Below are 13,660 nucleotides of genomic sequence, written 5' to 3' on the forward strand. Positions count from 1 at the left end.
TGGGCCGGGGGGGCTGCGCTTTTCGCCCCCCCCCGGGGGTGGTTTCGCCCCCCCTTTGGGGGGGGGGGGGGGGGGCGGGGGGGCGGGGGGGGGGGGGGGGGGGGGGCGCCCCCCCGTCGGGAGCGGAGATCGTTCCGGGGTCGCTAGACCTCCGCCCGCTCCTCCTCCCGCTCGCCGCCCTGCTCAGCCACCTGGCGGCGGGGCAGGAAGCGGGCCAGCAGCGGCCACGCCAGGATCAGCAGGACCACGGCGTAGACCCCGATGGAGAACGGGGTGTTGATCAGACCGGTGACCTGACCGTCACTGATCTGCAACGCGCGCCGCATCTGCTGCTCGGCGGTCGGCCCCAGGATCACCGCGATGATCGCGGGCAGCACCGGCAGCCCGTAGCGGCGCATCGCGAACCCGATGAGCCCGATGATGAACAGCACCAGCAGGTCCAGCGAAGACCCACCGACGGCGTACGCCCCGATGCTGGCGAAGAACAGGATGCCCGCGTACAGGTAGGGCCGCGGGATCTGCAGCAGCTTCGCCCACACCGGTGCCAGCGGCAGGTTCAGCACCAGCAGCAGCACCGAGCCGATGAACATGCTGGCGATCAGCGCCCACACCAGGTCCGATTCGCGTTGGAACAGCAGCGGTCCCGGCTGGATGCCGTACTGCTGGAACGCGGCGAGCATGACCGCCGCGACCGCCGTGGTCGGCAGGCCCAGCGTCAGCATCGAGACCATGGTCCCGGCAGCGGAGGCGCTGGCCGTGGCCTCCGGCCCGGCGACACCTTCGATGGCGCCCTTGCCGAACTCGTGCCGGTTGCGGGACAACCGCTTCTCGGTGACGTAGGACAGGAAGGTGGGGATTTCCGCGCCACCGGCGGGGATCGCGCCGAACGGGAAGCCGATCAGCGGACCGCGCAGCCACGGCTTCCAGGAGCGCCGCAGGTCGTCCTTGCCGAGCCACGGCCGCCCCACCGGGATCGGCTTGCCGGAGGTGTGGCGCAGGTGCGCGGCAACCCACAGCGACTCGCCGATGGCGAACAACCCGACCGCGACGATGACCACGTCGATGCCGTCGGCCAGCGACAGCAGCCCGAAGGTGAGCCGCTGCTGCCCGGTCATCTCGTCCAGGCCGATCAGCCCGATGGTGAGACCGATCAGCAGCGAGGCGAACCCGCGGATCCGGGAGTTGCCCAGCACCGAGGTGACCGCGATGAACGCGAGCACCATCACCGCCAGGTAGTCCGGCGCACCGATGTTCACCGCCGCCGAGGCGACCGTCGGGGCCAGCAGGGTGAGCAGCGTGATGCCGATGACGGCGCCGATGAAGTGCCCGATGGCGGCGGCGGCCAGGGCTTGCGATCCGCGGCCCTTGCGGGCCATCGGGTTGCCCTCCATGGCGGCGACGACGGCGGCGCTCTCCCCCGGCGTGTTCAGCAGGATGGAGGTGGTGGAGCCGCCGAACATGCCGCCGAAGTAGATGCCGGCGAACATGATGAACGCCCCGGTCGGTTCCAGCGCGTAGGTGACGGGCAGCAGCAGCGCTACGGCCATCGCCGGGCCGATGCCGGGCAGCACGCCGATGGCGGTGCCCAGCAGCACGCCCAACGCGGCCCACACCAGGTTCATCGGCGTCAGCGCGGTCGCGAACCCCTGCATCAGCAGGTCGAACGAGGATTCCACTTCACAGCACCCCCATCAGCGGTCCGCCGGGCAGGGGCACACCGAGCAGCTGGTCGAACACGACGTAGGTGGCGACGGAGAGCACCGCGGAGATCAGCGGGTCGCGCACCGGGTTCCGGCTGCCCAGCGCGTACGCGGAGCCCCAGAACAGGATCATCCCGGACAGCGGGAATCCGATGATGTTGATCAGCACGGCGTTCGCGAGGAACGCCGCGGTCAGCAGCAGCACCGTGCGCCAGTCGCTGGGTGCGTCCAGGTCGACGTCCTCGCCCGCCTCGGCCGAGCCGCGTCCGCCGCGGAGCACGTCGCGGGCGAGCAGGGCGGCCACGACGAGCAGCAGCCCGCCGACGAGGAACGGCACCGTCTTCGGGCCGATCGGTCCGCGCTGGGTGAAGTCGGTGGCGATGGTGGCGGCGTCCACGAGCACGACGACGCCGAGCGCGGCCAGCAGCACGCAGATGCCGAGTTCGGAGTGGTCCTTGAGCCACTGCCTGCGGGAGGTTCCGGTGGTGTTCATGCCAGCCCCAACTCCTCCAGCACCGAGACCACGCGGTCGTTCTCCTGCTCCAGGAAGCGGCCGAACTCCGGGCCGGGCTGGAACGCGGGCGTCCAGCCGTTGCGGCGCATCGCCTCCTGCCACTCCGGCGACCCGTTGAGCCGGGTGAACAGGCCGACGAGCTTCGCCCGGTCCACTTCGGACAGCTCGGGCGGGGCGACGATGCCGCGCCAGTTGGTGAACAGCACGTCCAGCCCCGCTTCGCGCAGCGTCGGCGCGTCCACCCCGGGCAGCCGGTCCGGTCCGGTCACCGCGAGCACCCGCAGCTCCCCGGCCTCGACCTGGTCGCGGTACTCGCCGATCCCGGAGACGCCGAAGTCGACCTTGCCGCCGAGCACCGACGCCAGCAGTTCGCCACCGCCGTCGAACGGCACGTAGTTGACCTGCTTCGGGCTGAGCCCGATGGCCTTGGCGATGAGCATCGGCGCCAGGTGGTCGGGCCCGCCGGGTGAGGAACCGCCGCCGACGGGCGTCTGCCCCGGGTCGCGCTTCCAGTCCGTGACGAGCTGGTCGAACGTCCGGTACGGCGAATCCTTCGCGACGACGACCACTTCGGGTTCCTCGACGAGCTTCGCGACCGGGGTCGTGTCCTGCAGGGACACCGGCGAGTGGTTGGTGTAGACGCTGCCGACGACGCCGAGGCCCATGGACATGGCGAGCTTGCCGTTGCCCCGTTCGCCGACGACGCGGCCGAGGCCGACGGTGCCGCCCGCGCCGGGCAGGTTGAACACCTCGACGTTGCCGTTGAGCTTCGCGTCCTCCATCGCCTTCACGGCGGTGCGGGCGGTGATGTCGTAGCCGCCGCCCGGCGAGTTCGGCACCAGCATCCGCAGGCCGCGGATCTGCTGTTCGGTCTCATCGCCGGAACCGGTGCTCACCAGGGGTGGCACCAGCAGCACGAGCAGCAGGGATGCGGCCACGGACAGCGCGCTGCGCAGGCGCACGGGGATCCCGCCTCTCCGTTGTGGTGGGAAGTGACCCGGATCATGCTGCACGGCGGGGTGTGCGATGTCCTCCTTGCGAACCTAACGGTGGTTGTGTTCGTTGTGTCACCGTTCCGAAGCCACCCTTCCACCCGCCGACGCAGGTCAGCGGGTTAGCGTCGGTCGGACCACGCGACGCGGCGAGGGAGGTGGAGGATGCGCGGACCGCTTTCGCGCCAGCTCCTCGGCTGGCAGCTGGCGATCATCCTGGTGCTGCTGGCCTCGGTCGCGGTGTTCTCGGTGTCGCAGTCCAACGCCGCGTTCCGCGCCACCGAGGGCAGGCGGATGCTGTCGGTGGCCGAAGACCTCGCCGCGACCGGCGGGGTGCGGCTGAGCCTGCAGGACCCGGTGAACCGGGACGCGCTGCCGATCTTCGCGGAGAGCGCGCGCAGCCTCTCCGGCGCCGACCAGGTGATCATCACCGATGGCCGGGGCGTGGTGCTGACCTCACCGGATCCCGGGCAGCGCGGGCAACCGCTGCCGATGGGCGCGAGCACCGCGCTGCGCGGCCAGGCCTGGGTCGGGGACGTGCGCGGCGCCGACGGCGTCGACTCGCTGGTGGCGCACGTGCCGGTGATCGGCGACGACGCCCGCATCATCGGCGTGGTCGCGGCGGGACGCGAGACTCCCGACTTCTTCGCGGGCATCCGCCGCGCGCCCGGTGATCCGCTGGTGCTGCTGGCGTTCGCGACGTTCCTGGCCGTGGCCGGCTCAATCCTGCTGGCGCGGCGGGTGAAGCACCAGACGCTCGGCCTGGAACCGCAGGAGATCACGCGGCTGGTGGAGCACCGGGAGGCGATGTTGCACGGCATCCGGGAAGGCGTGCTGGGCGTGGACCAGCAGGACCGGATCACGCTGGTGAACGACCAGGCCCGCGAGCTGCTGTCGCTGCCCGCGGACTGCGTGGGCAGCCGGATCGACGCCCTGGATCTCAACGACCGGGCGCGGGACGTGCTCACCGGCCGCACCTCCGGCGTCGACCAGATCGTGCTGCGCCGCGGACGCGTGGTGGTGCTCAACCGCATGCCGATCTCCACGGTCGGCGCCGTGATCACCATGCGGGACCGGACGGAACTGGTGGACCTGCGGGAAGAACTGGCCGCGCACCGCACCACCACCGACACGCTGCGGGCGCAGGCGCACGAGTTCAGCAACCGGCTGCACACCATCTCCGGGCTGCTCGAACTCGGCGAGCACGAGGAACTGGCGCGGTTCGTGGACCGGATCAGCCACCGCCGCGGCCAGTGGCAGGCGGAGGTCTCCTCCCGCATCGCCGACCCGGCGACCGCGGCGCTGCTGATCGCGAAGGCCAGCCTCGCCGCCGAACGCGGGGTGGGCCTGCGGCTGAGCGAGGGCAGCGCGCTCGGCGAGCTCGACGAGCAGCTGTCCGCGGACGTCACCACGGTGCTGGGGAACCTGGTGGACAACGCGCTGGACGCGGTGGACGGCGCCTCCGGTGACGACCGGATCGAAGTGGACCTGCGGCACGCGGGCGACGTGGTGACGCTGGTCGTGCGGGACTCCGGCCCGGGAGTGGCGCCGGAGATCGTCGAGGAGGTCTTCCGGCACGGCTTCAGCACGAAGGCGGCCCGGGACGGCGACCGCGGGCTCGGCCTGGCGCTGACCCGGCGGATCTGCCGCCGCCGCGGCGGATCGGTGCAGGTCCGCAACGAGCACGGCGCCGTGTTCACCGCACGGCTGCCGCTGGACGCGGAGGTGACCAGGTGATCACGGTGCTGGTCGTCGACGACGACTTCATGGTCGCGAAGATCCACAGCGGTTACGTGGACCGCGTCCCCGGGTTCGAGGTGGTCGGCGTCGCGCACACCGGCGCGGAGGCGCTGCGCGAGGTGGAGCGGCTGCGACCCGACCTGGTGCTGCTGGACATCTACCTGCCGGACGTGGACGGGCTGAGCGTGCTGCGCTCGATGCGCACCGGGGCGCGGCCGTCGGCCGAGCCGGACGTGCTGGTGATCAGCGCGGCGCACGACCTGGACACGGTGCGCGGCGCGGTGCGCGGCGGGGCGCTGCACTACCTGATCAAACCGTTCAGCTTCGACGCGCTGCGCGAGCAGCTGGAGCACTTCCGGGCGCTGCACGACCGGCTCAGCGAACTGCCCGGGGACGCCCCCGCCGCGCAGCAGGACGTGGACCGGCTCTTCGGCGTCCCACCGCGGCCGGTGGTGACGCCGAAGGGGCTGGCGAGCGAAACGGCGGGGGTCGTGGAACGGGTGCTGCGCGAGGCAGCGGGCGGCGGCGAGGACCTGTCGGCGACCGAGTGCGCGGGGCTCGCCGAGCTGTCCCGGGTGTCGGCGCGCAAGTACCTGGAGCACTTCGTGGACACCGGGCGCGCCGAGGTGCGGCTGCGCTACGGCGGCACCGGCCGCCCGGAACGCCGCTACCGCTGGCTCTGATCCGGGCCGTCGTCCTGCTCGGCGGAGCCGACGGCGTGCGGGTGGCCGGCGCTCAACGACCGCCGGTGAGCGGGCCCGGGGGCCGCCGGTCCGCCCCGGCCGGGGTTCGCCCGGTGGCGGGGCCTGCGTTGCGGGTGGGTGCTCGGCGGCCGAGACTGCGGCGTGGTCGAGGCGCTGGGAGGTTGCGGGATGACGCTCACCGAGGCGGGCACGGCGTGACCGCGGTGTCCGAGGACCTGCCCGGCGCCACCGGGCCCGCCCCGGAACCCGCGTTCACCGTGGTCGCCGCCGAACCCGCCCGTTCCGGATCGGGCCCCGCGCTGCGGTTCCAGCTCGCCGTGGACGCGCCGCCGGAGGTCCGGGTCCGCTCGATCAGCCTGTCCGCGGCGGTGCGGATCGTCCCGGCCCGGCGCCGCTACGACACCGCGGAGGCGATCCGGCTGGCCGAGGTCTTCGGCACCCCCGACCAGTGGTCCACCACGATGCGCGCGCTGCCGTGGGGCCGGGTGAGCACGGTCGTCGGCCCGTTCCTCGGCAGCACCGGCGCCGGCCTGCCGGTGGCGTGCGCCGCGGATCCGGTGGCCGCCCAGTACTTCCACGCGGTGCGGGACGGGGAGGTTCCGCTGGAGTTCCGGTTCGGCGGAACGCTGTTCTACCTCGGCGCGGCCGGGACGCTGCACGCCGCCCGGCTGTCCCGGTCCGCGGTGGCCGCGTTCGCGCTGCCCGCCGCGCTGTGGCACGCCGCGGTCGCCGGGCCACCGCGGCGCAGGCTCTCCCGGCCCCGCCTCGACGAGCACCGCCCGCGGCCGGAGCGCGGTGCGACGCTGGACGAGCTGCTCGGGCGGCCGGAGCGGTGAGCGGCCGCGGTGAACGCGTCCTCCCCCGGCGGGGTTCCGTGGTGTCCGGTCCGGCGCTCGCCGCGGCGGTGCTGCGCGCGGAGTTCGGCGGTGCGCCGGCCGCGCCGCCGTGCCGGGGGCCCGTGCTGGTCACCGATTCGTTCTCCTGCGCACCGCTGTTCTTCCCCGGCGGGAGCATCGGCGACCTGGCGGTCAACGGCACCGCGAACGGGCTCGCGGTCGCCGGTGCCGCACCCCGCTCGGTGTCGGCGCGGTTCGCGGTCGAGGTGGGGTTTCCGGTCGCGGAGCTGCGGCGGGTGGCGCGGGCCGTGGTGGCGGCGGCCGCAGCGGCGGGCGTGCGGATCGCCGCCGGCGGGGCGTCGGTGGTCGAGCGCGGACGGGTCCACGGCTGCGCGATCGACACGACGGGGGTGGGCGCGACGGCCGGGGCCCACCGGCTCGGCGCCGCCCGTGCGCGGCCCGGGGACGAGGTGCTGATCAGCGGGCCGGTCGGGGACCACGGGATCGGCGTCGCGCTCGGTGCGGGCGTCGTCTCGGACACCGCCCCGCTGCACGGGCTGGTCGCGGCGGTGCTGGCGGCGACCCCCGGCGTGCGGGTGCTGCGGGACGTGACCGGCGGCGGGGTGGCCGCCGCGCTGGACGAGATCGCGCGGGCCGCGGCCGTGCGGGTGCTGCTGGAGCGGGCCGCGGTGCCGGTGCGGCCGGAGGTGCGCCGGGCGGCGGAGCTGCTGGACACCGACCCGCTGCACGCGGCCTGCGCGGGTCGGCTCCTCGTCGTGGTCGATCCCCGCGAAGCCGCCGCGGCGCTCGCCGCCATGCGCGCGCACCCCCAGGGCCCGGCCGCCGCCCGCATCGGCCACCTCGCGGACCCCGCGACCGGACCGGCCGCCTGACCACCTCGGTTCCGGACCGGCGGCGCGGGCGCCGAGCCGCCGCTCGCGGAGGCGGGGTCCGCAGCGGGCGACCCCGCCCCGCGCGGCCCGGCAGGACGGCGGGGCGGCGGCTTGACGAGGCGGCGGGGCTCAGCCGAGGAGGACCGGGGCCAGCTCGCGCCACTGCTCCCGGGGCAGGACCGTCCCCCGGTCCAGCGGCGAACGTCCGGTGAGCACCTGCACGGCGACGTGGTCGGCCCCGGCGTCGTGGTGGGTGCGGACCCGGGCGGCGATGGCGTCGAGGTCGCCCCAGGCGACGAGGGCGTCGATGAGGCGGTCGCTGCCGCCGTCGCCGAAGTCCTCGCCGGTGTAGCCGAGGCGGCGCAGGTTGTTCAGGTAGTTCGGCAGCGCCAGGTAGGGCGCTGCCCCGGTGCGGGCGATCTCGCGCGCCTTCGCCGGATCGGTTTCGAGCACCACCTTCTGCTCGGGCGCGAGCAGCGGGCCGTCGCCGAGGACCTCGCGCGCCCACGCGGTGTGCTCGGGGGTCGTGAGGTACGGGTGCGCCCCGGCGGACCGCTCCCCGGCGAGCCGCAGCGCCTTCGGACCGAGCGCGGCCAGCACCCGGGCCTGCACGGGCAGCGGTTCGGGTGCGGCGTCGAGCTCGTCGACGAAGGAGCGCAGCTTGCTGAACGGCTTCGCGTAGGTCTGCCCGGTCCGCTCGACGATGGGGGCGTGGCTGGTGCCGAGCCCGACGAGCGCGCGACCGGGGGCGGCGCGGTCGACGCGCTGGTAGGCGGCGCCGATGTCGGCGGCCTCGTGGGTCCAGATGTTGGTGATGCCGGTGGCGACGACGAGCTTCTTGGTCCGCTCCAGCAGCCCCTGCACGAGCTGGAGGTCACCCGGGGCCATGCCGAGCCACAGCGTCCCGTACCCGAGCGCGTCCAGTTCGGCGACGGCTTCCCGGTGCTCCGCGTTCTCCAGGTCCCACGTCGGGGCCCCGGTCCACAAGCCGACCCGTCCTACGGCGATGGCCATCGTGCTCCTCCTCCAGCTCGGCGTTCCCCCGCCCCAACCACCCGTCGCGTGCGCTTGTTCCCAGTCCGGAACGGGCGAGCCCGATGCTCACCCGTTCCGGTCGGGTTCAGGCGGTCCTCCTCCTCGGCGTGCGGAGGTCGCGCGCGTCGTGTTCCGCTCACCGTCCGCCACCGTTCACCCGCTCGTGGGACGGGTGACGGGGTGCGGCCAGTCTCGGATCTCCCGCGCGCTGAAGGTCAACTTCCGCACGGGATGTCGCTGATCACTCCAACGGATGGCACTTGTCCTGCGGTTGGGTCACAACGGGCAAAACCGCGATTGGTAACGTGGCGCCGTGCCTGAAGGAACCACTGCGCCCGCACGAGCTCGCTCGGGCACGCGGAGCAACCGCAAGATCAGCTGGGATGTCGTGCGGGCCGGCTGCGTCGGGTTGGTCATGCTGTACCACGCGACGTTCCTGAGCGTGTTCCTGCATCCCGAGCTGATCCCGCGCAAGGTCGTCTTCCCGTACCAGGTCGGGGCGAGCCTGCTGCTGGTCATCTCCGCGTACTTCGCGTGCGTGACGATCGGCCGCGGAACCCTGCTGCGGTACTGGTGGGGCCGGATCGCGCGGTTGCTGCCGCCGTTCCTGGCCGCCGTCGTGCTGATCTACCTGGGGTTGCGGCTGCTGCCGATCGAGGGCTGGTTCGCGCCGACCGGCGAGGACCTGGCGGCGAACCTGCTGATGCTGTGGAACTGGCACCCCTCGGAGTACTTCTACATCGACGGCTCGCACTGGACGGTGCCGCTGCAGCTGATGGGCTTCAGCGCCGCCGCGATGCTGTACGCGAGCCGGTACGGGCACGGCCGCCGCCTGATCGCGGTGCTGTGGGCCGCGGTGCTCATCCCCGCCGCGCAGTGGCCGCTGCGCGTCTCCCAGCCGCCGGAGTGGTACCGGATGGTGGTGGACGGCTTCGGCATGCACCGCTGGCACCTGTTCGTGGTGGGCGTGGCGATCTGGATGTGGTCGACCAAGCGGATCCGCACCCCGCACTTCGCGCTGCTGCTGGCGGCCTGCATGCTCGGCCAGGCGCTGCACAACTACGCCGAGACCCCGGAGGGTCTGGTCGCGGACTGGGGCTCGACGGTGGCGGTGTGCGTGGGCATGGTGGCCGTGGCGCTGACCGCGCGCGGACCGGACTGGAACCGCGTGGTGCCGAAGTGGACGTGGCGGCCGATCCAGTGGTTCGCGGGCATCTCCTACGGCGTGTTCCTGATGCACCAGACCTTGGGCTACGTGGTGGCCCGGATGTTGCAGGACCTCGGGGTGGGGCCGACCTTGCAGACGCTGGCGTTCGTGGTGAACGGGGTGCTGCTGGGATGGGCGTTGACGAAGCTGGTGGAGCGGCCGACGCACAAGTGGCTGATGACCACCTACGACCGGCTCGCGTCGCGGCGCAGCTCGGCCAAGGCCGCCGCCTGAGCATCGCGCGCCGCGCACCCGGCGCGGCGCCTCCGTCCGGCTTCCCCGGCCCTCCCGGCGTCGCGATGCCGAGGGCCGGTGCCGCTTCCCCGTCCCCGCGTCGCGCACTCGCTGCCGGGTCCCGCCCGGCTTCCTCCGCGGCCCCCGGCTTCCCGGCGGCCCCCGGCGAGGCAGGCACCTGACGGCGACTCCCCCGCTGGAGCCGGGACCGGCCCGCCGCAGCACCACCTGACCGCGAGCACCGCGTCCGCGCAGCCGAACGGCCCACCACCCGGGGAGCCCGGGCCGGTGGGCCGTTCCAGCCGGTGCGACGGGTCAGGGCAGCATCGGCGGCGTGCGGGGGACGTCCGCCGCGCGGTCCAGCGCGGTGCGAACCTGCGCCGGCTGCTGGTCGACGCCCGCCCAGCGGCGGACCGTCGCCTCGGCCTCGGCGCGCTGCTGCGGGGGCAGGCCCTCGATCTTGGACCCGTGGTTGCCGCCCGGAACCAGGTAGCTGTAGGAGTCGCGGCTGCCCGGCCCGAGCTGGAACGGTTCCGCGCTCCACGGGTCGGCCTCGCCGTTGACGAACATCAGCTCGGAGCCCTGCGACGCGACCCACGCGGCGACGTCGGCCATCGCGCCCGGCCGGAACCGCATGTCGATCTCGCGCGGGACGAAGTTGCGCGGCTCCCCTATCGAGCGGTTGTGCAGCAGGTCGGCGAGCGGCTCGTCGGACACGTCGGGCCAGCCCAGCTGGGTGCCCGCCTGGTAGTAGTACGGCACGTACGGGTCGAGGCCCTGGTCGGTGTAGGAGAAGAAGTCGGAGGTCACCCCGAAGAACTCCCACAGGTCGTCGAGACTCGCGCCGGGCGCCGGGATCTGCGCGCAGTCCTGCTGTCCCCGGTACTGCCAGAACGCGAACGGCGCGTCGACGACCACGGCTTCCAGCGCCCGGTCCACGTCACCCATGATGCGGTCGAACGTGAACCCTCCCGCGGCCGCGGTGGCGGCGTACCGATCCCGCAGCTCGGTGCGCCGGGTCAGCGCGTCCCGCTGCACGGCCGTCAGCGCGGCGCGGCAGGACTCGTCGCCGACGTTCGCGAGGAACTCATCGTAGCGATCGTGCTCGTTGACGACGTCGTTCGGCGCCACGTACGCGATCGTCGCGTCCACGTCCTCCGGGTAGAACCGGCGGTGGTAGACGGCGGTCATGCCGCCCTTGCTGGCGCCGGTGGTGACCCAGCGGTCGGCGTAGACCGCGCGCAACGCCTCGATGACGCGGTGCTCGTCGGTGGCGACCTGCCAGATGTTCAGGTCCGTCCAGTCCGGCTGCTCGGGGCGGGACGGGGTAAAGAAGCGGTGCTCCATCGCCACCTGGTTGCCGTCGAGCAGCCGGGTCGGCTCCGTGCGGCTCGCCTGCGCCGGCAGGTTGTAGCCGGTGGTGTAGAGGACCGTGGGCCGCGCGAGGTCGCGGTGCAGCAGCGTGAGGCGCTGCTGGAACTCCCCGGCCGCCGGGTCGCGGTGGTCGGCGGGCTGGGCGTAGGTGAGGTCGAACAGCCGGAACCCGGGTTCGGTGGGCCGTTCGCCGAGCACGGTGAGCCCGGGCACCGCCTCCAGCCGGCCGCGCAGCTCGTCGGCGGCGGGTTCCGCCGCCGCGATCGGTGTTCCCGCCAGCAGCACGCATCCCGCCGCGAGCACCGACAGCCAGCCCCGGATCCGCATCCGCGCCCCTCCCCCTGCTGATCACCGTCGGCGACCAACCTAGTGGGGATGGGGGCCGGTGCGGTAGCCCCGCGCTCGCCGGGACCGGGTCGCGCGGACCCGGACCCGGCGGTTGCGCTGCCGGATCAGCCGCTGACGACGGCGGATTCCGCTTCGGCCTCGGCGGGCGCCGGCTTGGCGCGCTGGCGCGGGACCTCGACCTCCGGGTCGTCCGCCAGCAGGCCGCCGTGCACCACGCTCGCGGCGTAGGCGTCGGAGTCCTCGGTCAGCGCGCCCGCTTCGACGTCGCCGAGGAAGGGTTCCGCGTCGGCCATGATCTGCTGCGCGGCCCGGACCCGCTTCGCGAGGTCCTGGCGCATCCGCAGCATCGCGTCGGAGTGCTCGTCGGCGCGGCGGATGCGGCGTTCGGCTTCGGCGGTGGCTTCCAGGACGCGGCGGCGGGCCTCGTCGCGGCTGCGCTGCTCGCGCTCGGCCTGGACGCGGTTCGCCTCGTCGCGGCGGGCCGCCATGGAGATCTCGAAGTCGTTCTCCACCTGGGTGCGGCGCGCCTCGGCGTCGTGGTCGAGCTTGCGCCGGTGCGCTTCGGCTTCGCGGGCCATGCGCTGGATGTCGCGGCGGGTCTCGGCGAGCGCCTCGTTGCGCTGCGTCTCGGACTGCCTGCGCCACTGGTCGGCTTCGGCGACGAGGTTCTCGTAGCGGGCGCGCAGCTCGGCGGCGGACTGCTCGGCGCGGGCCCACTCGTGCTCGGCGGCGGCCTGCGCGGAGGAGACGACCTCCTCGGCCTCGTCGTGGGCCAGCCGCACCATGCGGCGCAGCCGGTCGGACAGACCGGCCTCTTCGACGGGCTGCTTGCAGACCTCGTCGAACTGGGCGCGCAGCGCCTCGATCTCGGATCGGGCCTGTTCCAGCTGCTGCGACAGGTCGTCGACCTGGCTGAGCGCGGCGTCCCGGTCCTCGGTGAGCATGCGCACCTCGGCATCGGTCTGCTGGATGTAGAAGCGCACCTGGGATCGGCGGTAGCCGTACCAGACGGTGTCGAAATCGGACTTCAGCGGCACCAGTTCACGATCTTCGTTGTGGTAGCCCACGGTCTCACCCCACTGAGAATGTGTTGATCATCAGTTGTCCTGCTGGGAGCGAGCCACGCCCCGACGCGGCAATGTCCGTTCCACGCCGGTGGATCACCCGTGGACGTGCTCCGCCGGGGGGAACCGGCGGAAACCCGGACATCAGCACGACGACTCTGCTGGGACGACATTGCCCTGTCCGGTCACCCGGCGGGTGCTGGCGAAAAACGGATCGCTGCGCTCCATTGTTCACCCGGAACGCGCATAAGATCAACTGATCGAATTTCCGATACCGGTGGGAAAACCGCGGGGCAGCCCGGCGCGGCGGGGCCGGAAGTCGTTGCTGTGTCAGCGATTTCCGATTGGAAGCAGCACCCGCCGAAAAGTGGTTTCGATTTCGTCTCGACTCGGCACCGACTCGCGGACGATGCCCTGCAGCAGCAGCCCGCAGAATACCGCCGAAAGTGCCCTCCCGGTAACAGGATCGGTATAGGAGGTGAACAGCTCGACCAGCGCCGCGTCCCATTCGGTGCTCACGTGCGCGAGGGCCGGGCGGTGCAGCGCGGCGATGTAGAGCTCGTGCTGCACGACGGTGCGGGTGCGGTGCGGGCCGAGGTAGCGCAGCACCAGGTCACCGAGCGCGGTGGCCAGCTCGGCGCCGCCGTCGATGGCGGCGGCCCAGGCCCGCAGCTCGGCCACGTCGTCCTGCGCGGAGTGCCGCAGCGCCTCGGCGAGCAGGTCGTCGAGGGTGCGGAAGTAGTAGGTGGTGGAGCCCAGCGGCACCTCGGCGGCGGCGGCGACGGCGCGGTGGGTGAGCTTCTCGATGCCGCGCTCGGCGACGACGGTGATCGCCGCGCGGGCGATGCGCTCCCGCCTGGCCGGATCTTTGCGGCGCGGCGCGGACTCCGTCGTCGACATGGCCCCCAGCCTGCCATGCGCGGGATTCGCGGGACGTTGCGGGCCAGGTCACCCTGCTGGTGTCGGCACTGGTCATCGCGCCGGGGAACGCGCGATCCGGCGGACCGGAACCCGCGATG

General features: G+C 73.2%; 12 protein-coding genes. 5 read left to right on the forward strand and 7 right to left on the reverse strand.

Annotated features, from left to right (window positions below; all coding sequences use genetic code 11):
- Positions 1-143: 143 nt before the first annotated feature.
- From LCD31_RS05970 to LCD31_RS05980, 3 genes are read right to left on the reverse strand one after another with little or no spacing between them, the layout of a single operon-like run.
- Entirely contained in the window at positions 144-1,652 is a 1,509-nt protein-coding gene (locus LCD31_RS05970) for a tripartite tricarboxylate transporter permease (protein WP_224956528.1), read from the reverse strand.
- Between the two features lie 25 nt (positions 1,653-1,677).
- Entirely contained in the window at positions 1,678-2,193 is a 516-nt protein-coding gene (locus LCD31_RS05975) for a tripartite tricarboxylate transporter TctB family protein (protein ID WP_224956499.1), read from the reverse strand.
- Positions 2,190-3,176 carry a tripartite tricarboxylate transporter substrate binding protein gene (locus LCD31_RS05980; RefSeq protein ID WP_224956500.1) on the reverse strand — a complete coding sequence of 329 codons (987 nt, stop codon included), beginning with the start codon at positions 3,174-3,176 and terminating at the stop codon, positions 2,190-2,192. Before LCD31_RS05980 ends, LCD31_RS05975 begins: the two co-directional genes overlap by 4 nt.
- A 195-nt stretch (positions 3,177-3,371) precedes the next feature.
- On the opposite strand from LCD31_RS05980, the gene LCD31_RS05985 reads away from it, so the two are divergent.
- The 4 genes from LCD31_RS05985 (at position 3,372) to LCD31_RS06000 (ending at position 7,379) form a co-directional block, all read left to right on the forward strand.
- Positions 3,372-4,943: an ATP-binding protein gene (locus tag LCD31_RS05985; protein ID WP_224956502.1), complete on the forward strand. Its 1,572-nt coding sequence runs from the start codon at positions 3,372-3,374 to the stop codon at positions 4,941-4,943.
- On the forward strand, positions 4,940-5,629 hold the full coding sequence (locus LCD31_RS05990) for a response regulator (RefSeq protein ID WP_224956503.1): 690 nt from the start codon (positions 4,940-4,942) through the stop codon (positions 5,627-5,629). The genes LCD31_RS05985 and LCD31_RS05990 overlap by 4 nt, the downstream gene beginning before the upstream one ends.
- A 215-nt stretch (positions 5,630-5,844) precedes the next feature.
- Positions 5,845-6,486, forward strand: coding sequence for a DUF6084 family protein (locus tag LCD31_RS05995; protein WP_224956504.1), 642 nt, complete (start codon positions 5,845-5,847; stop codon positions 6,484-6,486).
- 41 nt (positions 6,487-6,527) lie between these two features.
- Positions 6,528-7,379 (forward strand): AIR synthase-related protein, encoded by an 852-nt coding sequence (locus LCD31_RS06000; RefSeq protein ID WP_224956505.1) that lies wholly within the window; start codon positions 6,528-6,530, stop codon positions 7,377-7,379.
- 129 nt (positions 7,380-7,508) lie between these two features.
- Here the strand turns inward: LCD31_RS06000 and LCD31_RS06005 are convergent, their stop codons facing one another.
- Positions 7,509-8,393 (reverse strand): LLM class F420-dependent oxidoreductase, encoded by an 885-nt coding sequence (locus tag LCD31_RS06005; RefSeq protein ID WP_224956506.1) that lies wholly within the window; start codon positions 8,391-8,393, stop codon positions 7,509-7,511.
- A gap of 334 nt (positions 8,394-8,727) precedes the next feature.
- On the opposite strand from LCD31_RS06005, the gene LCD31_RS06010 reads away from it, so the two are divergent.
- Complete coding sequence (locus LCD31_RS06010; protein ID WP_224956507.1) at positions 8,728-9,855, forward strand: acyltransferase; 1,128 nt, start codon at positions 8,728-8,730, stop codon at positions 9,853-9,855.
- 315 nt (positions 9,856-10,170) lie between these two features.
- Here the strand turns inward: LCD31_RS06010 and LCD31_RS06015 are convergent, their stop codons facing one another.
- The 3 genes from LCD31_RS06015 to LCD31_RS06025 all read right to left on the reverse strand — a co-directional run bounded on the left by LCD31_RS06015 (position 10,171) and on the right by LCD31_RS06025 (position 13,541).
- Entirely contained in the window at positions 10,171-11,556 is a 1,386-nt protein-coding gene (locus LCD31_RS06015) for a S28 family serine protease (protein WP_224956508.1), read from the reverse strand.
- A 125-nt stretch (positions 11,557-11,681) separates the two neighbouring features.
- Positions 11,682-12,644, reverse strand: a complete 963-nt coding sequence (locus LCD31_RS06020; protein ID WP_224956509.1) for a cellulose-binding protein — start codon at positions 12,642-12,644, stop codon at positions 11,682-11,684.
- A 327-nt stretch (positions 12,645-12,971) separates the two neighbouring features.
- On the reverse strand, positions 12,972-13,541 hold the full coding sequence (locus LCD31_RS06025) for a TetR/AcrR family transcriptional regulator (RefSeq protein ID WP_224956511.1): 570 nt from the start codon (positions 13,539-13,541) through the stop codon (positions 12,972-12,974).
- Between the last annotated feature and the right edge of the window lie 119 nt (positions 13,542-13,660).

The sequence above is a fragment of the Saccharopolyspora sp. 6M genome (assembly GCF_020176775.1).
GTDB lineage: Bacteria > Actinomycetota > Actinomycetes > Mycobacteriales > Pseudonocardiaceae > Saccharopolyspora_C > Saccharopolyspora_C gregorii.